The 24,043-nt window shown below is 44.7% G+C and carries 21 protein-coding genes; 8 read left to right on the top strand and 13 right to left on the bottom strand.

Going from position 1 to position 24,043, the window contains the following annotated elements:
* Position 1: 1 nt before the first annotated feature.
* The 11 genes from WCY03_RS01975 to nfo form a co-directional block, all read right to left on the bottom strand.
* Positions 2–2,254 carry an NADH-quinone oxidoreductase subunit G gene (locus WCY03_RS01975; protein WP_345993324.1) on the bottom strand — a complete coding sequence of 751 codons (2,253 nt, stop codon included), beginning with the start codon at positions 2,252–2,254 and terminating at the stop codon, positions 2–4.
* 9 nt (positions 2,255–2,263) lie between these two features.
* Complete coding sequence (locus WCY03_RS01970; RefSeq protein ID WP_345993323.1) at positions 2,264–4,297, bottom strand: FAD-dependent oxidoreductase; 2,034 nt, start codon at positions 4,295–4,297, stop codon at positions 2,264–2,266.
* Positions 4,298–4,306: 9 nt separating this feature from the next.
* A complete protein-coding gene (locus WCY03_RS01965; protein WP_345993322.1) occupies positions 4,307–4,531 on the bottom strand; it encodes an NADH-ubiquinone oxidoreductase subunit E family protein in 225 nt (74 codons plus the stop codon).
* A 10-nt stretch (positions 4,532–4,541) separates the two neighbouring features.
* Positions 4,542–5,780, bottom strand: coding sequence for an NADH dehydrogenase (quinone) subunit D (gene nuoD, locus WCY03_RS01960; protein WP_345993321.1), 1,239 nt, complete (start codon positions 5,778–5,780; stop codon positions 4,542–4,544).
* Positions 5,781–5,784: 4 nt separating this feature from the next.
* The gene (locus WCY03_RS01955; RefSeq protein WP_345993320.1) at positions 5,785–6,591 is read right to left on the bottom strand and encodes an NADH-quinone oxidoreductase subunit C; all 807 of its coding nucleotides are present in this window, start codon (positions 6,589–6,591) and stop codon (positions 5,785–5,787) included.
* Positions 6,591–7,100: an NADH-quinone oxidoreductase subunit B family protein gene (locus WCY03_RS01950; protein ID WP_345993319.1), complete on the bottom strand. Its 510-nt coding sequence runs from the start codon at positions 7,098–7,100 to the stop codon at positions 6,591–6,593. The genes WCY03_RS01955 and WCY03_RS01950 overlap by 1 nt, the downstream gene beginning before the upstream one ends.
* The gene (locus tag WCY03_RS01945) at positions 7,082–7,471 is read right to left on the bottom strand and encodes an NAD(P)H-quinone oxidoreductase subunit 3 (protein WP_345980244.1); all 390 of its coding nucleotides are present in this window, start codon (positions 7,469–7,471) and stop codon (positions 7,082–7,084) included. Before WCY03_RS01945 ends, WCY03_RS01950 begins: the two co-directional genes overlap by 19 nt.
* A 249-nt stretch (positions 7,472–7,720) precedes the next feature.
* Positions 7,721–9,454 (bottom strand): ATP-binding protein, encoded by a 1,734-nt coding sequence (locus WCY03_RS01940; protein ID WP_345993318.1) that lies wholly within the window; start codon positions 9,452–9,454, stop codon positions 7,721–7,723.
* The gene (locus WCY03_RS01935; protein WP_345993317.1) at positions 9,451–11,010 is read right to left on the bottom strand and encodes a long-chain-fatty-acid--CoA ligase; all 1,560 of its coding nucleotides are present in this window, start codon (positions 11,008–11,010) and stop codon (positions 9,451–9,453) included. The genes WCY03_RS01940 and WCY03_RS01935 overlap by 4 nt, the downstream gene beginning before the upstream one ends.
* Positions 11,010–12,173 carry an outer membrane protein transport protein gene (locus tag WCY03_RS01930; RefSeq protein WP_345993316.1) on the bottom strand — a complete coding sequence of 388 codons (1,164 nt, stop codon included), beginning with the start codon at positions 12,171–12,173 and terminating at the stop codon, positions 11,010–11,012. The genes WCY03_RS01935 and WCY03_RS01930 overlap by 1 nt, the downstream gene beginning before the upstream one ends.
* Positions 12,174–12,250: 77 nt before the next feature.
* Positions 12,251–13,093 carry a deoxyribonuclease IV gene (nfo, locus tag WCY03_RS01925; RefSeq protein WP_345993315.1) on the bottom strand — a complete coding sequence of 281 codons (843 nt, stop codon included), beginning with the start codon at positions 13,091–13,093 and terminating at the stop codon, positions 12,251–12,253.
* A gap of 88 nt (positions 13,094–13,181) precedes the next feature.
* On the opposite strand from nfo, the gene WCY03_RS01920 reads away from it, so the two are divergent.
* Both WCY03_RS01920 and WCY03_RS01915 read left to right on the top strand, forming a co-directional pair.
* A complete protein-coding gene (locus WCY03_RS01920; protein ID WP_345993314.1) occupies positions 13,182–13,685 on the top strand; it encodes a PAS domain-containing protein in 504 nt (167 codons plus the stop codon).
* On the top strand, positions 13,660–15,099 hold the full coding sequence (locus WCY03_RS01915) for a methyl-accepting chemotaxis protein (RefSeq protein WP_345993313.1): 1,440 nt from the start codon (positions 13,660–13,662) through the stop codon (positions 15,097–15,099). The genes WCY03_RS01920 and WCY03_RS01915 overlap by 26 nt, the downstream gene beginning before the upstream one ends.
* Before the next feature lie 7 nt (positions 15,100–15,106).
* Here the strand turns inward: WCY03_RS01915 and WCY03_RS01910 are convergent, their stop codons facing one another.
* Positions 15,107–15,574 carry a hypothetical protein gene (locus WCY03_RS01910; protein ID WP_345993312.1) on the bottom strand — a complete coding sequence of 156 codons (468 nt, stop codon included), beginning with the start codon at positions 15,572–15,574 and terminating at the stop codon, positions 15,107–15,109.
* A gap of 3 nt (positions 15,575–15,577) precedes the next feature.
* Entirely contained in the window at positions 15,578–16,594 is a 1,017-nt protein-coding gene (locus WCY03_RS01905) for an aldo/keto reductase (RefSeq protein WP_345993311.1), read from the bottom strand.
* Between the two features lie 189 nt (positions 16,595–16,783).
* Between WCY03_RS01905 and WCY03_RS01900 the strand changes: the two genes are divergently transcribed.
* From WCY03_RS01900 to raiA, 6 genes are read left to right on the top strand one after another with little or no spacing between them, the layout of a single operon-like run.
* Complete coding sequence (locus WCY03_RS01900; protein ID WP_345993310.1) at positions 16,784–20,854, top strand: hypothetical protein; 4,071 nt, start codon at positions 16,784–16,786, stop codon at positions 20,852–20,854.
* Positions 20,854–21,531: a type II secretion system protein gene (locus tag WCY03_RS01895; RefSeq protein WP_345993309.1), complete on the top strand. Its 678-nt coding sequence runs from the start codon at positions 20,854–20,856 to the stop codon at positions 21,529–21,531. Before WCY03_RS01900 ends, WCY03_RS01895 begins: the two co-directional genes overlap by 1 nt.
* The gene (locus tag WCY03_RS01890; protein ID WP_345993307.1) at positions 21,531–22,496 is read left to right on the top strand and encodes a prepilin-type N-terminal cleavage/methylation domain-containing protein; all 966 of its coding nucleotides are present in this window, start codon (positions 21,531–21,533) and stop codon (positions 22,494–22,496) included. The genes WCY03_RS01895 and WCY03_RS01890 overlap by 1 nt, the downstream gene beginning before the upstream one ends.
* A complete protein-coding gene (locus tag WCY03_RS01885; RefSeq protein WP_345993306.1) occupies positions 22,493–22,918 on the top strand; it encodes a type II secretion system protein in 426 nt (141 codons plus the stop codon). Before WCY03_RS01890 ends, WCY03_RS01885 begins: the two co-directional genes overlap by 4 nt.
* Entirely contained in the window at positions 22,894–23,361 is a 468-nt protein-coding gene (locus WCY03_RS01880) for a hypothetical protein (RefSeq protein ID WP_345993305.1), read from the top strand. Before WCY03_RS01885 ends, WCY03_RS01880 begins: the two co-directional genes overlap by 25 nt.
* A 56-nt stretch (positions 23,362–23,417) precedes the next feature.
* Positions 23,418–23,966: a ribosome-associated translation inhibitor RaiA gene (raiA, locus tag WCY03_RS01875; RefSeq protein WP_345993304.1), complete on the top strand. Its 549-nt coding sequence runs from the start codon at positions 23,418–23,420 to the stop codon at positions 23,964–23,966.
* The last annotated feature ends 77 nt before the right edge of the window (positions 23,967–24,043 follow it).

Below are 24,043 nucleotides of genomic sequence, written 5' to 3'. Positions count from 1 at the left end.
ATTACTCATTGTTCACTCTCATAATTTTAGATTTTTGAAATCTGTAAGTTCCTGCACTTTCGTCAAAATCAAACATAGGATTTAGCGCGATCGTGCCTTTTAAAGACTCCTCCTGCTTAAACGTACGCGTAACGGTCTTGCCGCCGAAACTGATCTCGACTTCATCACCGTCACTTACGCGTGCCGCAGCTGCGAATTGTGCCGATCCCCTTAAAGTCGTATCGCGTTCAAGCTGCGAAGTAATATTTGTATAAGCGTTGAACTGAAGTACAGGATTTACGTTGTAGATGATCGTCCCGTTAAACTCCGGCAGATCCTCTATCTCGTTCAGCTCTCCGTTTATATCCGCCTCGATCTCGTCTAACAGATACCCTCTGATATCATCCCCCGACGATGACAGGAAGTTCTCAAGACTATCAAAATCAACAGCTTTAAAGCCGCCATTTACAGGCAGCTCCCGCGTAAGTTCTATCGTATTGGCTTTGCCTATGCCGAACTCTTTTGCTATATCGTTAAGCTCATAACCCTCAAACGCCAATGCCGCATTCGTAGGAACGACACGATTGTCTACAGTCACGAACGTTCCCTCCTGCTGGTTAAGCGCAGCGATCGGCAGATCGGCGTCCGGCAGGCTTGATATGACAAAATCACCGGCAGAATTATATCCAACAACGCCTTTGACATTCTCCTCCGCATCAAGATCGCATATAAGACTCACACCCAGCGTATTGACGTCGCGCGGCACTACAAGTAGTGAAAAATCGCTGTATTTTTCGATCATTGCCGCCAGTCTTGCTATGTTTTTGGCCTCTTTATGCGCCATGATATCGTTTCCGACGATAAGTACTCTGTTTTTTGTACGAGCCAGCGATTTCACCATAAATTCAAGCTCATCTTCGCCGATGTTGCTCTCCGCACTCAGATATCCGTCGTCAAGAGCGTCAAAGTATTTTCTATCTTCGTCGCTCAGATCGGCACCCTGAAGAAGATATTTTGCTAAAAGTGCGATAACGCCCTCTTCTGTCCCTACTTCATACTTTAGGAACTGGGTTATCGTGTTTTGCATAAGTGCATCTTCTACCGGATGTGCATATACTATCTTCGCGCCGTTATGTTTTGCGGCTGTCGTCATTGCATATCTTACGACAGGATTGTCTGTTGCTATCATTGAACCGATGATGATCACCGCATCGGCTTTTCTGACGGCTTCTAGAGTCGCGCTGTGATGCTTTTTGCCGCTTATACCCGCATACGCTTTCATAAACTCTGCGAACTTTCTTGCATCTTCGTTAAAAAGTTTAATACCGAGCTTCTCTTTTAGTCTCTGCAGGATCAAAGCTTCCTCGTTCGTGATCATCGAAGAGAATCTGATAGCTTCTGCATCTTTGAGAGCTTCAAGCGCTTTATGAAACGCCGCTTCCTCTTTTGAAGCTTTGTTGTCAAAATCAAAACCGAATCTTCCCGCTCCGCACAGAGAACTGAACTCAAAGTTGTTCTTGACTCTGTAGATCGAGCTCTCTTTGGAAGATATGCTCATATGTCTCGTCTCATACTCAAGAGGGCATCCCGCTGAACAGTGTGCACAAGTCGCAGGAATGCGCGAAAGCTCCCATGCGTTTGCACTGTACTTAAACCCGCTGCTCACAAGCGCACCGACAGGACATACGGCGATACACTCGCCGCAGAACGTACAGTCAAGCGTGTCGGCATTTTTTGGGATCACTTTTGATTTATATCCCCCGAATTGAATGTCAATAGCGTCATCACCGATCACTTCGTTACATACATGCACACATTTTTCACACAGGATACAAAGAGAAGGATCATAGTTGATCAGCCCCCAGTCTTCCTGTTTGCGATACTGGTCTTTTGCCGAGAAGCTCTGCTTTGCAACACCGAACTCCAAAGTCTTGTTCTGCAGATCGCATTCGCCGGACTTATCGCAGACTCCGCACTCCAAAGGATGGTTTACATCATAAAGCTTCATGATGTTCGTGCGTTCTTGATGCAGGGCATCGGTATTTGTCGTTATCTCTATGCCGTTTGTCGGAGGAGTGTTACAAGAGAGCACGAAGCCTTCGACCCCTTTTGCTTCAACGACACACATACGGCAAGACGCACAAGGCGTAGTCTTGGAGATGTAGCACATCGTAGGAATATATATTCCCTCACGGCGCGCCACACTTAAGATTGTCTCGCCTTTTTTCGCTGTTACGTCTCTGCCATCAATTTTAAAGTTAATCAAATTTTCCATCCAATCCCCTTAAACTGCTGTCATTGCTATATAGTAACAACGCATACATCTATCGGCTTCGCTTAACGCTTCTTCTTGAGTGAAACCGAGATTGACCTCTTTGTTGTTGTACTTACGGTCTTCGACTTCGAGCTTCACACTGACTTCGCGAGGAAGTCCCGGAAGCCAGCCCGTGATCTTCTCTTTTTTGTCATAGACGCGGAGTTTGCGCAGATGGTCTTCCATGATCTCATCATCCGTCAGGCTCACTTCACCCGTTTGAACATATCTGGCGATAACCGAAGATGCCCGTTTTGCCTGACCGACGGCGTTAACGATCGTCATAGGTCCGTATTCGCAGTCTCCTGAAGCAAAAATACCTTTACGGGATGTCATATAATCTTTCCCGTTTGTTTTGATGGTAGCCCAAGAGGTCATCTCTATCTCCCACTCTTCGGGAAGAAGTTTAAGATCCGCACTCTGGCTTACCGCCGGGATAAGGTAATCGCACTCGATCTCATAAGAAGCACCCTCGATCTTTACAAGCTGCGCACGTCCTCCGTTTGGATCGGGAACCAGTTCGAACTTGTCTATGATCAAAGATTTTAAGATATCGTTTTCATCCTTCATCTCCGCAACCGCCGAATGGAACAGAAACTCTACGCCCTCTTCGACGGCTTCATGATACTCTTCATACGTCGTATTACCGATGATGGTCTTTTCGTCCCTGCGGTAGATCATATACACTTTTTTCGCATTTGCACGGATAGAACAGCGCACGACGTCCATAGATGTAAATCCACCGCCGACACACACGACCGTTTTTCCGGTCAAATCGACATAATCGGTGGTTAAAAGGTTTTCCTCTTGATCCTCTTTTGAGATCGTATATCCGTACTTCTCAAAAAGGTTCACTTTATCGAGGAAATCGATGGCTCCCCAGTATCCTTTGACTTCAGCTCTTTCGTTGTCGCAGTATACTTTTTTGGATATACGCGTTCCTGTGGCTACCATGACGGCATCATAGTCTTTTTCAAACTGACGCATCATATCTGCTGTTACTTTCGTGTTGGTTATGAAGTTAACGCCCATATCTTTGATACACTCGATATCTTTGTTGTATTTTCCGATAGGCATACGGTATTCGGGAACACCCACGGCGACCTCTCCGCCAAGAACAGGCAGCTCTTCGTAAACATCGACATCGATACCTTCGAGTGCGAGATAATACGCAGTGGTAAGTCCCGCCGGTCCCGCACCGATAACCGCGACTTTTTTATCTATCTTCGGTTTTTGTTCTTCGGGATGGAAGAATCCAAAACCGTGATCGGTCTCATAATCGGCACCGAGGCGTTTTAGTTCCATGATAGATACAGGCTCGTCCAGATTCGTACGGCGGCATGCATCTTCACACGGGTGGGGACAGACACGTCCGCAGGTATGCGCAAGCGGCATAGTCTGGCGCGTTGCCATCAGTGAATCATCAAAACGAAGATCTCTTACGCCTTCAATATAGCCCGGTATATCGACATGAGCCGGACACGCATCTGTACACGGCGCAGTGATTTTGGCTATATAGTTTATATCCTCTTTATAATGCTTCGAAGGTTTCTTTTTATCGATACACTCCATAAACACGTCTTCAAAATGCGTCATGATGTCCAAAATAGGATTTGGTACGGTCTTGCCTATCTCACATTTTGAAGTGATCTGCATACTTTTGCTTATCTCTTTTAAATGCTCCAGATCAGAAACCTCACCCTCGCCGCGAGCAATTTTATCAAGCATGTCATAAAGTATTCTTCCGCCCCATCTTCCGGGTGCGCAGCGTCCGCACGCTTCTGAATAAACCTGATACTGTGCAGCATATTCCGCCGCCAGGCGTATGACGTCGACGTCCTCATTGAACACCGCTACGCCGTCCCAGCCGATAAACGCTTTGGATTCACGATGCGCATCGTATTGCACCGGCAGGTTATATGCTGATTCTTCCCACTGATCTTCAGGTTTGTTTATGTTGTTGATAAATTCACCATTCCAAGTGGAAAAATAGACTTTACTCAAAATAAATTCCTAACTTTTTTTAACTACGATAGTCCAATCGACTTCGTTAAACTTTAATGAGTTTAGTAGCTCATATCCTGATTCTTTAACCAAATCAGCCGAACGCTGAATCGGAGTAAAATCACCTATCTCAAATAAAAAGATCCCTACCTGCCCCGCAGGATGAGATTTCAATATCTCTTTCATTCTTGGTTCAAAATCGTCTTTAAGATGACGTAAATCGTAACGTAACATTGGGTAATCCTTATCTATCTACTTCACCAAATACGATGTTAGTCGTACCGATAATTGAAACAACGTCTGGAATATAATGACCAGGAAGCAAGTCTGTTAAAATACCCGTATGCCAGAATGAAGGCGCACGAAGTTTTAAACGGTACGGATACGGACCGCCTTGCGAGTTTATAAAATACCCTAGTTCGCCTTTTGGCGATTCTGTAGGGATGTAGACCTCTCCTACTGGAGGACGCATACCCTGAGTTACAAGAACAAAGTGCTGCATCAAAGAATAGTTTTGAGTCATGATATCCAGCTTAGGAGCAGAGATATATTTCGGTGCATGAGCCATCAGTTCAGTCTGATTGTTCTTGACGGTTTCTTGATACATATCTATCACTTGGTAAAGAATATGAGCCGTTTGTCTCATCTCTTCCATATAGATACGGTAACGCGCGAAGTTATCGCCTTTATCTGAAACAGGAACTTTGAAATCCACTTCGTCATAAAGCTCGTACGGTTCCTCTTTACGGATATCCCAGGCAACGCCGCTTGCGCGCAGCATCGGTCCTGTACATCCCCAAGAAAGGGCCATCTCTTTAGAGATCGTACCCACTCCTTCCATTCTCATACGCCAGATACGGTTGGAATCAAGAAGATCCTCGTAATCTTTGATATTTGCAGGAAGTTTATCAAGGAAGGCTTTTAGATCCGCAATAAAGTTGTTTGGAATGTCAAGAGGGACACCTCCTATGCGGATAGCCGCGTGCGTAAGACGCGCGCCGCAGTAATCTTCGATAAGGTCCATAAGATATTCGCGCTCACGGAATGCGTATAGGAAAACGGTCATAGCACCGATATCCAGAGCGGTCGTAGCCAGCCAGAAAAGATGAGACATCAATCTGTTCATCTCCACAAGAAGCATACGGATCACCTTAGCGCGGCGAGGAACCTCCAGACCTATGAGTTTTTCCACCGCCAGAGCGAATCCGTAGTTGTTAGAACTTGATGCGATATAGTCCATACGGTCCGTTGTCGGCATGAACTCGTTGTAGATCATATTCTCTGCCATCTTTTCCATACCGCGGTGAAGATATCCGACATCCGGATGGGCTTTTACTATCATCTCCTGCTGCAGGTGAAGCATGAGACGCAGCTGCCCGTGAGCAGAAGGGTGCTGCGGTCCGAAGTTTAGGACGAGTTCGTTGTCCGCGCGGTCAAATGTAATATTTTCAAAAAACGGTCTTAATCTATTTTGTTGTTGCATGAGCTTACCTATCCCTGTCTGTGATAATCACTGATTTTTTTTCATCGAATCTGTCAATCATAAACACACCGCCCTCTTCTTGGTATGCAAGCGGATTCTTAGGCTCTTTGCCGGTGATCTTCGTACCTTTAGGAACTTCATGTCCCAGGCGGGCGAAACGCTCGCTGTCGTAACGGTCGACGCGTGCCGTATCACGGATCTCAGGCCCGATGATATCACGTGCTTCTTTACCGTAAATCTTATCAACTTCATACCATTGGGCAAACTCGTCGCCCTCAAGCGGATATGTTTTTAGAAGCGGATGCCCCTCCCAGTCGTAAGGCATAAGGATACGTTTTAAAAACGGATGGTTGTTTACTTTTACGCCGAACATATCGTACATCTCACGCTCCGACCAGTCGGCGCTGCGGAAAAGTTTTTCGACGCTGTTGATTGCCTCGTCCTTATCTATGAAACATTTGATGCGGAGGCGTTTTCTTTTTCCCATAGAGAGCATCTGATAAAAGATCTCGAACTGATTGCTTTTTGCCAGCCAATCTATAGCGCTCATCTCCGAAAGCTGCGTGTATTCGAGTTCGTCTCTTAGAAGTTCTAAAACTCCGTAGTTGTCTTTAGCATTGATGTATACCACCATCTGAGATACCTGGATATAAGCGTCAAGAACTTCGAACTTTGCTTTTATCGCTGCCAGATCGGCAGCAAAGACCTCATCGCTTTGAACATCTTGTTTGGGTACCTGCGGAGCCACATAAAATCTATCGGTATAGTACGGCTTTGCCTGTACATTATCTTTAGGCGTATATGCTCTCATTACATCAACCTTTTTGCTTTTTGATTTTTGATCGCTTTTTCGGAACGGATCTTCTTTTGCAGAAGCATCACGCCGTACTGCAGCGTCTCAGGACGCGGTGCACAACCCGGAAGATACAGATCTACCGGAATAATACGGTCAGCCCCCTGAACGGTCGCATACGTGTTGAACATACCGCCCGTGTTCGCACATGAACCCATTGAGATAACCCATCTCGGTTCAGTCATCTGATCGTACAGACGCTTGATGAACTCGGCGTGTTTTTTTGTCAGCGTTCCTGCGACTATCATAACGTCTGCCTGACGAGGAGACGCCCTAAAGATGGTTCCGTAACGGTCGAAGTCATAACGCGACGCACCAGAAGCCATCATCTCTATCCCACAACAAGCCAGACCGTATGTAAGCGCCCAAAGTGAGTTTGAACGTCCCCAGTTTACTACTTTGTCTATTGTAGTGAGAGCTACCGGTAGACCGGCATTCTGCGTATAATTTACTTTATGTTGTGCCATTCTAAGGCTCCTTTTTTCCATGCATATACAAAACCTATTGCAAGCAATAAGATAAACGTCATCATCTCGACGAATCCGAACCAACCAAGATATTTAAAATCTACTGCCCATGGAAACATGAAAACGATCTCAACATCAAAAAGTATGAAAAGCAGCGCAAACAGATAAAACTGCGGAGACAATCTGTTGGGCTGTTTTGTTATCTCAGGTCCACACTCATACACAGAGAGTTTGATCTTTTCTGTATCTTTTGTTGCCATCGCACGGCTTGCAAGTCTTGCAATAATCGTCGTAGTAAAGAACGCACCGAATGTTAATGCAAATAGTACAAATACCCCAAAATATGTATTTGCAGTGTTAATATGCTCCATACACCCTACCTTAGTTTATTTATTTGTTTTCAAACATTATAAAATAGTTTACATTAAATTTTGTAATACTACCGACACTGTTGAAAAAACAGTTGGAGGCACTATATCAAAAAGAGCTTTAAAGCAAGAAGTGTTAATTACAGAAGATAGGAATATGTCACGAAGAGAAACATAAAAATCGCGTTTTTTTAGATTTCGTATCGTTTTGTAACATATTAGAGCAAAGTTTTGTGTAGTTTATTTACATGTTCATATCAAAAATCCCATAGACTTTTCATTGTCGAAATTACCCGCTTTTTCCTTCTCGATATGAGCGATAAAGTCCTCCAGTGTGAAAAGAGGTTCCTCTTTGACCGCAACGCTGTATGCGGTGTTTTTGACAATAAGATGTATCTGCCCGCCCGTCAGCGAGTAGCGGACAAGCTTGTCTATATCAAACCCTTTCTCGTACGGAGCACCGTGAGGAAGCATCTTTTTCCAAAGCTCGCGGCGCTGTTTCTCGTCTGGTTTTTTGAACTCTATCTTGTAGTTAAAACGTCTTGAGAACGCAACGTCGATATTTTCAAGCAGATTCGTCGTCGCTACCAGTATCCCTTTGAACTTTTCTATCTGCTCCAAGAAGATGTTTTGCATCTGGTTGTGCATCTGCTCGGCTCCGCCTCCGGGACCGCTTGAACGCGAACTCAAAAACTGGTCCGCTTCGTTGAGCAAGAGCACCGGTTCCGTTTTTGTTTTGCTTGAAAGTTCATAATAGGTATCAAATATCTTACGGACGTTTTTTTCGCTTTCACCCACGTACATGGAGAGTATCTTCGAACAATCGAAACTGAGAACCTGGCGTTTAAGCGATTTTGCCAGAGAGTGCGCCGTCATGGTCTTACCCGTTCCCGGCGCACCGTAAAAGATGATCCTTGCATCGATACCGCTTTTTTTGTCTTTTATACCCCAAGTAACGAGGCGCGCTACTACTTCTTTGTCGACTTGGCGCATAAGGTTGTGCAGAGTATCCTTTGTTTTCGGGTTCAGTACGACATCGTCGAGATTCGTCTCGGGATCGATCAACTCAAAAATATCCTGATCTTTTATCAGCATATCGAGTTTGAGCTTCGTGACTTTTTTCTTCTTTTGAGGGTGGATGATCGACTGAAGTATCTCATCGCTGATATAAAACGATCTTGATATCCCGCCAAAAGGATTGAGCATCTCTTCGTAGTCTATGATATCCTCGCTGATAAGCTTGGAGCCGTCTTCAAGAAGCGAACGGTTTTTTATACGGTCGTAATCGTCAAAGGAGATAAGATCGATGAGCGCCGTCATCTCCCGCAATGAGGCATCGGTCGCATTGTACTCTTCGCGCAGCAGCGCCAAGAATATGATCTCCTCTTTTTTCTCCAGCTTTTTTTGTTTGAAGAATTTATCCAGAACTATATCTTCTGCCGTTTGAGCGATCCTCTCCACTATTCTCGTCTCCAACAGTTTGAGCTTGTTTTGGATACGGTCGATGCCAAGAGAGTGCTCATGAACATTATGACGGATAGAGCTCATCTTTTGATACATCTCTATTCTAAAGAACTGGTCTTGAAGATATTCCAAGTGGTCTGCATAGGGTTTGACGTCGGGCAGGGACATCTCAAGACTTCCCTCTTCTAAAAGCTTTAAAAACGACGATGTCAGCCCCACTACTCCCGTTAAAAGCTCAAGACTCGTGACTTCGCTGATCTTTACCGGAGTAAAACTTCTCTGGTTTATCCATCCGAGCTCGAGCAGTACTTTTATGTCTGCCAGATGATCGAGATACTCATAGTTTTCAGATCCGTAAAGATCCTGCAATATATCCAGTACGAGCATATCCTCGTTGCCTTGAAGATATTTTTTGACAAGCTGCTGCAGTATCTTCACTTCCGATTCGCTGCATTTTAACTGCGCAAACAGTTCGCTTTTTGCTACATCGTCGTTTTCTATAAAATTAATTACGTTTTTCAAATTTTTCCCTGTTCTCTCAAACGCTCTTTGAGTACGCGTTTGAGAACCTTTCCTGTTGCTGTTTTTGGCAGATCGTCCACAAAATAAAATAACCTTGGTATCTTGAAGTTGGCCAGTCTGTCTTTTAGATCATGTTTGACCTTCGTCTGCGTTATCTGCGTTTTATCTATCCCGTCCTCAAGCACTATGAAGGCGATAGGGATCTCTCCGCTGTGCACATCGGGTTTTGCTATCACCGCACAAAGGTTGACATAAGGCAGATGCATAAGCTCCTCTTCGATCTGACGGGGATATATGTTTATCCCCTTTGATATGATAAGGTCTTTTATGCGGTCGACGATATAGATGAATCCGTCTTCATCCATTTTTCCAAGATCACCCGTACGAAGCCAACCGTTGATAATAGTGTCATAGGTGGCTTCGGGATTGTTTAAATACCCCTGCATAACGCAGTCTCCATGCACGATTATCTCGCCGACCTCGCCAAAAGGTACTTCGAGCATCTCATGATCTACGATCTTTACTTCATAACCGGGCAGAGGTCTGCCGACGGAATATGCTTTTTGAAAGTTTAGCGTATTTACACAAACAGCGGGAGAACATTCGCTCAGGCCGTAGCCTTCTAGCATTTTTGCGCGTTTAAAGACCTTCGTGTATCTGTTCAAAGTATTTTCGCTCAGCGCCGAAGCACCCGAGATAAATATACGGATAGAGTTGAACCATAAAAAATACCATGGCAGTTTTGCGCGGATAAGAGCATTATAGATATCGGGTACCCCTAAAAAAATACTCACACGTTTTAAAAGCGTCTGTTTGATGATATTGCTAAATGGCAACAGTTTTCTCACGATCACGACGGAGGATCTTGAATATATGGGAAGAAGCATCATGATCGAGAACGTAAAAGCATGAAACATCGGCAGATATATGATGAACCTGTCTTTTTGGCGGATGTCAAAAAGCATGCTCCCCCCGATAAGATTGGAAAAGATATTTTTATAGCTGAGCATAGCGCCTTTTGGGTTGCCGGTAGTTCCCGACGTGTAAAAGATGACGGCAGTATCGTCAAGTTCTTTGTCTGCTGCCGTTACTTTTATATCGGTTCTCACCTCTTTATACAGTACGTTTTTTTCATCTATGGACGGAGCTTCGTCTATCCATATCGTTTTTTGAAGCGGCGTTGTTGCAGCAAGCTCTTTTGTATCTTTTTCAAAGTTCGTGGAGGTTATGAGGATCTTGGCTTCGCAGTCGTTTAAGATATATTCGTACTCGTCGCGCTTGAGCATATTGTTTATCGGTACTACCACACCGCCGAGCTTGCATACCGCAAACACGGATATTAAGAATTCCAATGAATTGGGGAGGATGAGAGCAGCCCTCTCATCTGCTTTAAAACCATTCATACTCAGAAATTCCGCAAAAGAGTCTATCTTTTGCAGCAGCTCTCTGTTGGTAAGCTTTTCATCGTCGATGAACACGACTCTCTTGTTTGGCATGACCGCGGTATTTTTTGCGATCATCTCATAAAAATTTTTATATGGATACTCCAATGTCATTAAAATCTATACTCCACTCCGGCTGTTACCAGATATGCACGGGAAGAGGTAAATTTACCGTCTATCGAAGTATTATGTACCTTTCTGTCGTCTTTCACATCGATCAGACCCGCGATTCCGACATTGAGCGTATCGCTGATATCGTAACGCCCTCCGAGTGAAAAGATCTTGCCCGTGGAATCGGGAAGTTCGTATCCCAATGTAGAGTTTGGAACCGGTGAGGGATCATATGCAAAACCGACCATAGCGGTCGTCTTTTTATATTTATGCGTCAAACCAAGACGAAAAGTATCCGTATCCTGCCAGTTTTTTGCTCTCGCCGATCCAAAAAGAGCGTCTGCCGTCGGATCCGAAAAGTCAAAATCCAGCTTCTCGTAAGCCGACCATACGTTATGTTCAAAAACCGCTTCGACCGTCGTATCATTGTCGTAGGTGTGAGACGCCGCGATACTGATGACGGCAGGAACAGGCACCGAGACTTTTACGCCGCCGTTATTGCCCGCTGCTACCATAAACGTGTCTCCGCTTATATGCAGATCTATTTGTGATCTGTACGTTAGTGCGATATTGGTATCCTTGTCCGGTCTAAGCGTGAGAGCGAAATTGTACCCGTAATCAAATCCTTCGCCGTCCATCTTATACCCGGCATTTTTTACGACTCCGCTTGAGTAGATCGCTCTAAGACCAAAAGCCACTGCAAGCTTGTCATTGAGCTTGTACGCAAGGCTCGGATTGAACTCTACTGTTTTTAGGGTGAACTCGTTGGCGGTCAATGATGCGGGAGTATCGCTCCATCTTTTTGAAAGACCCACCGGACTCACTATAGAAAATCCGAATCTTGCTTCATCAAACGCCGGCGAGACATAATGAAACGTCGGTACCGCAAAGCTTTCGGGTTTAGATGAGATGTCCACGGTACCGGCACTGTTTTTAAAATCGATCTTTGAAAGCCCGATATATGTCGCATCTACCTCTATGGCTCCGTCTTTGTTATCGCTAAAGACCATGTTTGCGGGATTATAGTAAGCTGCGTCGGCCCCATGAGCGTTTGCCACGTACGCACTTGAAAGCGCAACGGCATTGAGCGAGCTCTCGGGTATCTTATATCCTCCTGCCATCAAAACACTAACGGCGGCAAATGACGATAAAACGATCTTTTTCATTTTTTGGTTTCCTCTTCAATTCATAATTTCTATAGAATATAAACAATGTTTAACAAAATATATTACACAAAAAAAACTTAATCTACCAAAGAGTAAAGAAGTTTTATCTCCTGTGCCCAGATGCTTTCATCGATCGTTTCTAAAATAAGAGGTATGTCATCCATCCTCTCATCGTTCATGATGAACTTAAAAGCATCGAGTCCTATCTTGCCTTTGCCTATACTGTCATGGCGGTCGACATGCGAACCCAGAGCGGGTTTTGAATCGTTTAGATGCATCCCTTTAAGGTATTTGAACCCGACAATGTTCTCAAACTGCGCCATCGTTATATCATAAGCTTCGCGTGTGCGTATGTCGTACCCTGCGGTGAACATATGACAGGTATCCAGACACACACCTACTCTGCCTTTGTCTTCTACTTTATCTATGATATATGCGAGATGTTCGAACTTCCAGCCCAGATTGCTGCCCTGCCCCGCTGTATTTTCAAGTACGAGCGATACGCCCGATGTCTTGTTCAGTGTCATGTTCATGGCGTCTGCGATCCTGTTTAGACAGATCTCTTCATCAATCTGTTTTAGATGACTCCCGGGATGAAAATTAAGCTTTTCAAGTCCCAGTATTTCACATCTTTTAACCTCATCTAAGAACGCTTCCATCGACTTTTCGCGCTTTTCATCTTCGGGGTGTCCGAGATTGATCAGATATGAGTCATGCGGTAACACATGACGCGGAAATATTTTGCTTTGCTCCAGCAACTTTTTAAATTTGTCTATCGTCTGCGTATCAAGCGGTTTGGCGTCCCATCTGCGCTGATTCTTCGTAAAAAGCGCGAATGCTTTGGCTCCTATGCTCTGTGCATGCGATATGGCGTTGAAAACCCCTCCGCTTGCCGATGTGTGCGCGCCTACGTATTTCATATTGCTTTGCCTTGTTTTTTAAAATATTGTTATACCCAAGAAAGGTTTTTATTGGTAAAATAGCACTCTTATATCAATGGAGAATAAAATGTCTAAACCTACACCCAATAACAATGAGATTGTTTTTCCTGAAAATAATATTATTGTATCCAAAACGGATACAAAAGGAAAAATAACTTATTGCAACGAACTATTTATACAGATGAGCGGATATGAGGAGGAAAAACTGTTAGGCCAGCCGCATAATATTTTAAGACATCCCGACATGCCCCGTATCGTATTCAAACTTCTCTGGGAAAATATCCAAAGCGGTAACGAGATGAACGCTTATATAAAGAACCTCACAAAAGACGGTTCGTATTACTGGGTCTTTGCCAACGTCACTCCCTCTTTTGACAAAGACAACAAGATCATCGGCTACTTTTCAGTCAGAAGAAAAGCCGATGCTTCCAAGCTCGAGTTCATAAAAAATCTATACAAGCAGCTTTTAGCGACGGAAAAGAATCAAGGGATGGAAGCTTCAATGAAACAGCTTCAAAATATTTTAAACGAAAAGGAGCTCTCTTATGAAGAATTTATCCTCTCTTTCTAAAGTTCATTACGCCAATATCGCCATTCTCGTCACGGTATTTTGTACAACGGCGATCACATCTTTATTATACGATTTTCACTTTCTGACGGCGACTTTCAATGCGCTTAACATCATTTTGGCGCTGTTTATTTACCAGTACCTTAAAAAAGCCGAAAGAAGCATCGAAGAGTCCCAAAACGTCGTCACTAACGCCGTGGGAGGAAACTTTGAATATCGCGAGACAAATATCATAGAACATGGTGTTCTCGGTCAGCTGTCATGGGATATCGATAACTTCATGGATCAGTTCGAAGTATTTATGAGAGAGGTAAACACTGCCATAGACTATGCCTCCAAAAACAAATATTTCAGAAGGGTCAACGCAAACGGCCTGAACCACTCTTTTAAAAAGACGGCAGACAAGATAAACAAGGCCATAGATGCAATGGAGCTGGAATATAAAACACAAAAAGAGAAAAACTTCTCGACGGAGCTTGGAAAAACCGGAAAACCTCTTTCTGTCAGCTTTAAGATCATTCAAGACCAGCTCACCGACGGCGTCGAGAAACTGAACAAGACCGTCGATATAGCCGATGAAACGGCAGTTGCGTCAAACCAAAGTATAGATCAGGCGCAAGAGGTTATCTCCAAGCTCAACAACCTGACCGAACATATTAACAACAACTCAGGCGCCGTAGAATCTCTGCAAAGCAGAGCGAACGAGATCGGCGAAGTCGTAAACCTCATAAAAGATATAGCCGAGCAGACGAACCTGCTGTCTCTCAACGCTGCTATCGAAGCGGCACGTGCAGGTGAGCACGGGCGCGGATTCGCAGTTGTGGCCGATGAGGTCAGAAAACTTGCAGAGCGTACGCAAAAAGCAACCAGCGAAATAAATATCTCCATCCAGACACTCCAGCAGGAGACGGACTCCATCTCCAGCTCTGCCGATATCATGAGCAGTGTTGCAGATGAATCGACACAGATCATAGAGAACTTCAAAGAGGTTCTTGACAACTTTAACCTTAATGCCAACAGCATGAAAGTAGATGCCGAAGAGCTGAAAAGCGAGATCATGGTCACGCTTGTGAAGATCGACCACATCCTCTTTAAATCCGATACCTTCGGAAGGGTTATAGGCCATAAAGGAGCAGAAGGGATCTCCACGCACACCGCGTGCAGACTGGGACGCTGGTACATAAACGAGGCAAAAGAGCGGTTCGGTTCCACACAATCGTATAAAGAGATAGAAAAACACCATACTCTGGTTCACAACTGTTCTATCACTTCATCCGAACTCTCCAAAAACGGTTACAACGAGAAAAACAATACAAAACTCATAGAGGAGTTCACGGTAATGGAAAATGCCAGCACCAAGCTCTTCGAGCTGCTTGATAAGATGCTGGTTGAATACAACAATCAATCCGCTTCGTAACAGATTGTTATCTTGATGGAGATATCTTCATCAAGATACCGTTTCTTCTATCCTTAAATCTTATCCCCCCGTTTTTTACTTCGTAACGAATATCCACGTAATCATCTTTTATATTTTGAACAAAACCGTTATCAGTCATTTTGATGTTCTCTCCCCCGTATATCTGTTTTCCGAGGATCACGTTTTGCAAGATATCCGTCGGGTAATGTTCATTTAGATATTTTTGGTTAAACGAACTTTTTAACATACATCCGTCGTCAACGCATATAAGGTTGTTTATCTCTATGCTCTTTACAAGCGTACCCATATCGTAAAGCTCTATTTTCAATGCATTCTTGGTACTTCGTATATATCCAAGATCCGCATATCTAAGCTGTGAAGACTTTATGACGATGATCTTGGATTGATTTATCTCATACTCTTTTACGCTGCATCCGAAAAAGAGAAAAACCGCAAGAAGCCAAAATCCCTTCATATATCATCCCATAGGATAAAGGATATCATTATGTACCTCGTCGCAGGCTTTTAATACGTCGGCACCAAGCTCTAAATCCATCGCCGCCAGCGAAGCGTCGAGCTGCCCTGCAGACGTTGCACCGATAATGGTCGATGCAACGAAATCGAACTGTTTCGACCACGCAATAGCCATCGTCACCGGGTTCAATCCCGCTTCATGCGCGATCTTCAGATATCTTTGCGTGGAGGCCAGCGTTTTGTCATTTAGGAATCTCTGCGCCATCACTCTTTGACGGTTGTTTTTAGAGTTCATATAATCGAAAAATCTTCCTTCACCCTCTTTTGCCTGATTGTATTTACCGCTTAAAACACCCCCGGCAAGAGGAGAATACGGAAGAAGCGAAATATTTTCGTTTTTTGCAAGCAGGGCGAGTTCATCTAAAAATCTTCTGTTTAAAAGCGAGAAGTTGTTTTGTATCGATTCAAAACGGGAAAGCTTCTCATATTTTGAGGTCATCAAAGCTTTTGAGGTACCGTATGCCGTATCGTTGGAGGTGCCGATATATCGGACTTTTCCGCTTTTCACAAGCGAATCGAATGCACGCAAAGACTCCTCTATCGGTACTATCGTATCGGGCCAGTGCATCTGATACAGATCAATATAATCCGTTCCCAATCGCTTTAGCGAACCCTCTATGGCCCGTTCTATATGAAATCTGTCTATTGCCGTAAGCCCGTGTCGCACAGGCGGAACGAACCATCCGTTGGCAGCTCCTGCGATTTTTGTAGCCAAAATAATACTGTCACGAGGCTTTGTTTTCAGCCACTTTGCGACGATCTGTTCTGTGAGTCCGACTGTTTCTTTTTTGGGAGGAATAGAGTAGAGTTCGGCCGTGTCAAAAAAATTTACGCCCGCATCGTAGGCTTTATCCATTATCTTGAAGGCTTCTTTTTCATCGCACTGCGAACCGAAAGTCATAGTCCCCATGCAGACAGGGCTGACGCGGAGACCTGTTTTTCCAATGTATCTAAAGTTCATCATAGCTTCTTTGTGATTGATCTGTCCGTCATTATAACAAATATTGACACATTTTCTTGATAAGTAATTACCAAAGTTAACCTTTTGTAAAGCTTGTTTGTGAGTATAATTAGATATAATGAAGATAAAAAGCAAACTGAGCCCTGATTTTTAGTGCTCTTGTTTTACCTACGTAAGGAGGTATGAATCATGAGATATTTTTTTATAATAATAACAGTTTTTTTCCCTATTTTTTTATTCGGAGCCGGACACGCGACAAGCTATGAAAATCCTTTTTCCGTAGTTTACGGCGGTTCCTCCAGCAATATATACGGTGATTATAAATCGATCGCTTCTTCCGTACAGTGTGTGGATAACGGAGGCGGAGGGTGTAATAACAACTATACGGGATATCTCTTCGATGCCACGACAAGATATGTCAATTCCGTCAGTACTGCGGTAATACCTTTAAACTCTTCGACCGAAACTCTGCAGCTTCCAAGCCAGATAGACGGTTCGAACATAGTATATGCGGGGCTTTATTGGCAGGGAAACATAACAGGTGCGGATGCGGCAAATTATGCGACCGGGATCGTAGGACGCGACAGTGTAACGATAGAGGATTTTAACGGAACCGTGCACACTTTGACCGCGGATAAGGTTTGGTACCATGATTTTTGGGGCGACGGTACCGGCTCTGACGGCGGTTATAGATCCTTTTATCAAGGCTATAAGGACGTAACGGATATCGTCAAAGCCTCATACAGCAGCGCACGCGCGGTAAACAACTTTACGGTCGGAAACATAAAATCCACTATAGGCACGGATTATGCCACATATTTCTGGGGCGACGACACACATGCTTACGACGGAGTCAGAATAGGATTTTGGGGGAACTGGAACCTTGTGGTCGTCTATAAATATAGTTCCATCATAGGAATATCACCACAGCCGACAGCCAAAAACGTCACTATCTTTCAGGGTTTTGACGCACTTATTCCGCTTGGAAGCGGTACGACAAAGAGCGTCAACCTCTCTTTAAGCGGTTTTTTGACTCCGCTCTCCATCCCGGCGGGAGAATCGCTCTCTGCGAAACTTCTCTTTTACGGTGCCGGCGGAGAGAAAAAACTTCAATACGATACTTTTCAAATGCAACAGGGAAAAACCGCTACCTATACCGATCTGTATAACGCAACAAACCCTGTAGACGATGCTTTTAACGGTTCCGTTTCAAGCTTCGGTGTTCCTATCGACAGCTCGATAACCTATTATCCTGGACTCGACAGCGACGAATTTGACGTATCTTCTCAGATGGATGTGGGGCAATCATCGACAAGCCTGTCGTTATCGGCATATAACGTCGGAGGAACGGGTGATCAGATCTTTCCGGGAATGATAGCGTTTTCAACCGATATTTTTGAACCTCAGTTCTGTTACGATTATGCATACAGACAAAACGGTGTCTATTTTACCGAAGACAACAACGGAACGACAGATCCCTACCTTTCCACCGCAAAACTTCCTGCCGGCGTCGTGACGGGCGAACCTATAGAAGTAACGATATACCTGAGAAGCCTTGTCGATACGCAGGTAACGGTGAGCGACATGAACGTCAGCATCCTTGATATGAATACCTCTCAGGCGACCTATATAAGAAATACGACCAGCCTGACACCGACAGGCTCGCTGACGGCACAACCGATAGCCGATTCATCCCTAGGCAGCGTTGATGATGCGAACATCATCGGTGTTCCCATAGGCACTCTGCCTTCAAATCAATCCTTTTATCTGTACTATCAAGTGGATCCGCTGCAGACGAGTTTAAATATGCCTCTTAATGTAAATGTCAGCTATAATGTCGCCGTCGACCCTACCAATCCGATAGCCTACTCGCACAATATCGGTGCCAGTCATAAGATTCAGATGTGTTCGAGTTCAAACTTCACCTACACACCGGTAAAAGGAAAATTCAATGTCGTTAACGACATATTTTACCCTTACAGCAACGGCAATTACTATAACAACCTGCCGACGGAAATAGCCTCAAGAGCGGATAACTACAAGATCGTCGCATACGATCCAAGTAGCCTCGATACGCCAAAAGACGTCAATACCACGGTAGCCGTGGAACTTATAGACGCATCAGCATTTCATGATACGACGACATCATGCGACGAACCGACCAGTGCGATAAGCGACAGGATCTGGATCACCTTCAAAAGTTCTAGCACCGCAAGTTTCACGGGGCAGGACATCATAGACAATATCCTGCTTGCCGATCCGCAGGCGGCAAGCAAGTTTTACCAGACCGCCAGAGAAAACGTTGCATTTAGGGTAAGCTACCCTCCTTCGGATGACAACGGATCGCTTATCGTCGAAGAAACGGCTCCCGGCAAATTCCACCTCGTCAACTTTCCGGGATATGCGGGAAGTACCTGTGTGAGTCCCGTCACCGCCACCATATATACCGGTGCGGCAACACATACCAAAACGTATACTCAAGTACCCGAAGCCTGTGCCAATGCCGGTACATCATCCGCTTCGTCGATGACTCAAAATGAACTCAACGTCTGTATGGAGTGTATATACGGTCACTATGTCCCTTATACCTGTTCCAGAGACAACTTTGCCATACGTCCAGAAGCGCTGATGATCAAAATAAACGATCAAAACCAGACATCGGGAACTACAAAAACAAGAATTGCAGACAGTGTATCGGGTGTGACGACTCCGGTAAACTCCGTAGTGGATATCTCTTCGGGCTACAACTATGACCTCGAGATAACGGCCACTAACCATTTAGACAATACCGCCGCACCGGGATATACAAAATCCTTCGGTTATACCTCGGATGACAATGTCTCTTACATCTGGGAACCAAGAGGCGGAGTCGTGACCACGGGATGTAACGACATCGGCAATAAATCCATCTCTTTGAGATTCTTAAACGGCTATGTCGATCTGAACTCTTCGGTCGATCAGGTCGGAGATTACAGACTTCATGCTATAGATACGAGCTGGACGAAAGTCGATCATGATCCGACTCTTATGACACACCATACGGGAAGCTATTTTCTCTCAAGCAACGTGCCTGATTGTACTTTAAACACCTCGGCTACGCAGACAGTGGGAAGTACGACACTCAACGGCTGTAATATAAGCAGCTCGCACACCAACAGCGATGCCTCGCTTCAATACAACGATTACGATATAACTTTTCATCCATACAAGTTCGACTTATCAAGTATCGTTGCTTCCGTCGGACTCACTAACGATACTACTTTTAACGCGAATACGTTTATATATATGTCGGATATGTCCGTGCCTGCAGATGAGAACATGTCGGTGCATATGAACGGCAATATTCGTCCGATAGGACGCGACGGAGCGCTCTTGAGCAACTTCGTAAACAACTGTTTTGCCAAGCCGATCGATATCAGTATCAGCAAAACGAACTATACCACCACTGCAGCAGGTTACGGTTACCGTTACCATGACTATAACAGTACGGGTGACCTGAACTCGACATTGTTTGCCGATATAAACAATACCTCCGGTCCTATCGCGCTTAACACCACGCACTTTTTAAAAGATATGCTCGGTTCCATAAATTCTATACTGAACCTGAACTTCGACAGGAACATAAGCAAACCGATAGATCCTCAGACTATCACGTTTAACGACTATATCGTAAATTGCCAAAGCCCGGGAACAGACTGTAGTTTCCTTGCGGATCTTACGACAAAAACGACGCAGGGCGATCTCAATGTCAGCAAAACCGTAAAACATTACTACGGAAGGACACATGCACCGAGATACAGATTCCCTACAAATGTCGGCGACGCTTTTATCTACTATGAAGTTTATTGCGGCAGCAGCGGAAACAAAGCGCTTCTGCCAAACGGAACGGCCACTACGGAAAGCATCGACGAGCTGGACTGGTATAACAACACCAATCACCTCCCGGTAAGAGACGGCTCTGTCGGTTCGGTCACGGAGCGAAAGTCATCGCCGAACGTCACATTAAACAGTTTGGCCGGAACCAATCCCGAAGATGCAAATATAATCTATAACCAATCCGCCGGGTATCCGTACAAAACCACGATGCAAAACAGTGCAGCGGGATGGCTGATATATAACAAGTACGACAATACCGCGACTACAAACGAGTTCGAGGTAGAATTTTATAGACCGGGAGGCAATTGGACAGGTGTGAAAAATACGAACACGACCACAGATTCAAATGCCAGCGATACTACGAGTAAAAGGATATTTTGGTGATGCGCCGCGCTTTTACGATGATAGAACTTATTTTTGCCATTGTCGTTATCGCTATAACGGTGATCTCGCTGCCCGTGATGATGCGGGTGAACCAAAATGCGATAGAGGGCAATGTCGTACAAGAAGCACTATTCGCGTCTTCTGCTAAAATGATGCAGGTTCTCAGCTACCCTTGGGACGAACATTCCGTAAACAGCCAGAACCTTGCTTCATACACAAAGGTCGTCGATATTCCGGGAGGAACCGCCAGCTACGGCCGAGCATACGATATGTACGGCAATGCCGACGTAAACGGAAGCTTCAGAGTCGGACATATCATCGAAGACGGACATAGAAGATTCCATAATTTCAACTCGGCAGATGCAGTCGTCTCCACCATAAACGTAGACGATAACAGCAGTATAGATGCCATCGATGACAGGGGCGCGACAAACATCAGCTTTGAGAACGCCGCCGCTACCGCGACAGGATATAAAAAAGATTACAAAATGAACGTCACCATCAGTTATATTCCCGACACGGGTACACCTTTTGTATTTCCAACAACAGGGAACAATACCCCTTCAAATATGAAACTCATAACGGTAGATATAGGCGATACAAACGGAACATTGACACTTTTAAGAGCTTACAGTGCAAATATCGGCGAGATCGATTTTGCTAAGAGGAGATACTAATGAGACGTAAAGCGTTTACTATGATCGAACTCGTGTTCGTCATTGTCGTCATAGGTATCATAGCAAAGTTCGGGGTGGAATTCCTTATAAAAGCGTATGACGGCTACATATTCTCGACCGTTCAAAACAGACTTCAAACACAGACCGAAGTTGCATTGGAACAGATAGCCAACCGTCTTCAGTACCGCATCAAATCCTCAGTCATAGTAAGACGCAACGACAACAATGCCTTCAAACCGCTTGCCGATGCACAAGATATACCCCAAGAGAGGATATTGGAATGGATCGGTTACGATATCGACGGGCTACGAGCCTCTTCTCTTCCGCTGTGGAGCGGGTTTATAGACCTTGATGCAAACCATACTACCGCCATACTGAACTCGCCCGAAACAAACACGAGCGCGGAAAACACTCTTATCGGCACTCTCTCAAACGGAACAAGCGGTATAAATGACAGTGCAATATTTTTTATAGGCGCAAACAGTGATATCAACGGTTATGGATGGTTATGGGGCGGAGGCGGAATAACGGATCAAAACCAGACGATGCATCCTATACAATCCTCTACGGCAAGCTATCTGCTGGCATCCAATACGGCCGGAGGTAACTTTTCAGGACAGGATATATATGAGTTTTACCAGATGGCATGGAGCGCGTACGCTCTGGTTTACACCGGTAACACTATCTCCAATGCGGTAAAATACATAAACAGGCTCGATGACGGAACGGCAAATCCCGCAACGCTCTTTGATACAAACGGCAGCGTTCCCTTAATGTCTACGGCGATAACGAACGTGACGGGAGCTACGAAAAACGGCGATTGGACGAAAACCGCAGCAAACACCTATGTCGTAAAGGTGCATAATACGGATGTCACTTTTACTTATGATCAAGACAGCGGCTCGTTTGATTGTGTCGTGAACGCGACCGCCGCCGGAGAAATCTGCAGAAGGTTGAGAAATTGATAGCAAATAATAAAAAAGCATTTACGATGCTGGAAATGACCTTTGTCATAGTAGTTCTTGGCATATTGGCAGCTGTCGCCATCCCAAAATTCACTGCCACCAGAGATGATGCCATCGAAGCGAGGGTCAAAAAGCAGATAACAGCCATACGCACATCCATAGAGAATGAAAGACAGGCACATCTGCAGTCTGTGGGCGGAATGGAAAACAGCGGAAACGGAACACTGACCCTTTATTATGACTATCAGCCATGGAAAGGAGAAAACTATACCAACGGTAAAAGTGCAGTGATCATGCAGGATGTCGACACTTTTAGATTCCGTACGGTAGGAGACCTCATAAAAGTTCAGCTGTGTGTGAAAGACTCAAATATCTCAAGAGACGGAGGATACTCGATATGCAAAGAAAAAACAGTATTTTAAGATCCTCTAAAAGAGGCGGTTTTGCTATGATTATGGCGATCATCCTCATAGTTGTCCTCACCACGATTATGGCACTCACCTTAAGCCTTACCTCTCAAACGACCAAACAAACGAGCGATCTGTACCTTAGAGAGCAGGCCGTATTGCTGGCAAAGAGTGCAGCCGAACTTGCGCTCCTGAAGGTCTCCGGATGGAACAGAGCCACAAGCGGCTGCCTTACTTCCGTCAATGCGGTTTACCCCTCCACTACAAATAAGATATTCGATATAAACGTTACCATGAAGTATATCGGTTTAGGCTGCGGGGGCAGTGCAGACTACATCCCTGCAATAGTCACGCCCGAATCAAACGGCACCGTCTTGATGGATGTTACCGTGACGAGCGACCCCGGTGTTTCAACAGAACCCATAAGATATTTTAGACGTACATTGCAGAAATTATAATTTTGTAAGGAGTTTTAATGATATAATATTATTACTTGCAACAAAAGGATAATACTATGAATATATCATTGGTAGGGCGTCATGTAGAGCTTACAGACGCGATAAAACAACATCTAAACGCTTCGATAGAGACACTTAAAAAATTTCATCTTGACATCATATCGGTAATGGCCGTCGCTTCGGCTAACGAAAGAAAAGGAAAGATCGGAGTAAGCGTAGAGTTCACTATAAATCTTGCAGGAAAAAATTCCGTTGTCATAAAACAAAACGAAACCGATCTCTACGCTGCTATCGATATAGCGATCGACCGTGCACAAAAAGCGCTGCGCCGTATGCATGACAGGGGAACGGATCATCATAAAGTCGGCATCAACGAAGCGAAAGCGCAATCACAGGCAAACGGCGGCATCGATCTTAGCCGGGAGAGCGAAAATCTTGAAGACGAAATAGTCCCCGTCGAACTCGAACTCTATAAACCCCGTGAAATCGGAGACGTTTTAGAAGAACTCAAAGAAAGCGGCAAGATGTTCGAAATATTTTTAGACCATGAAGACAAGACCCGCGTACTCTACAAAAGAAACGACGGCCGTTTCGGACTTTACTAGCCTTTACGCGCCATAATGAGCAAAAGCCCATTATGATGGCAGGGGCACAATGTCCCTACAACCCCCAAAAGCTACAA

The sequence above is a fragment of the Sulfurimonas sp. HSL-1716 genome (assembly GCF_039645975.1).
GTDB classification, from domain to species: Bacteria; Campylobacterota; Campylobacteria; order Campylobacterales; family Sulfurimonadaceae; genus Hydrocurvibacter; species Hydrocurvibacter sulfurireducens.
The sequence above is the reverse complement of the archived record's forward strand: the minus strand, read 5'-3'. Positions and strand labels throughout refer to the sequence as shown.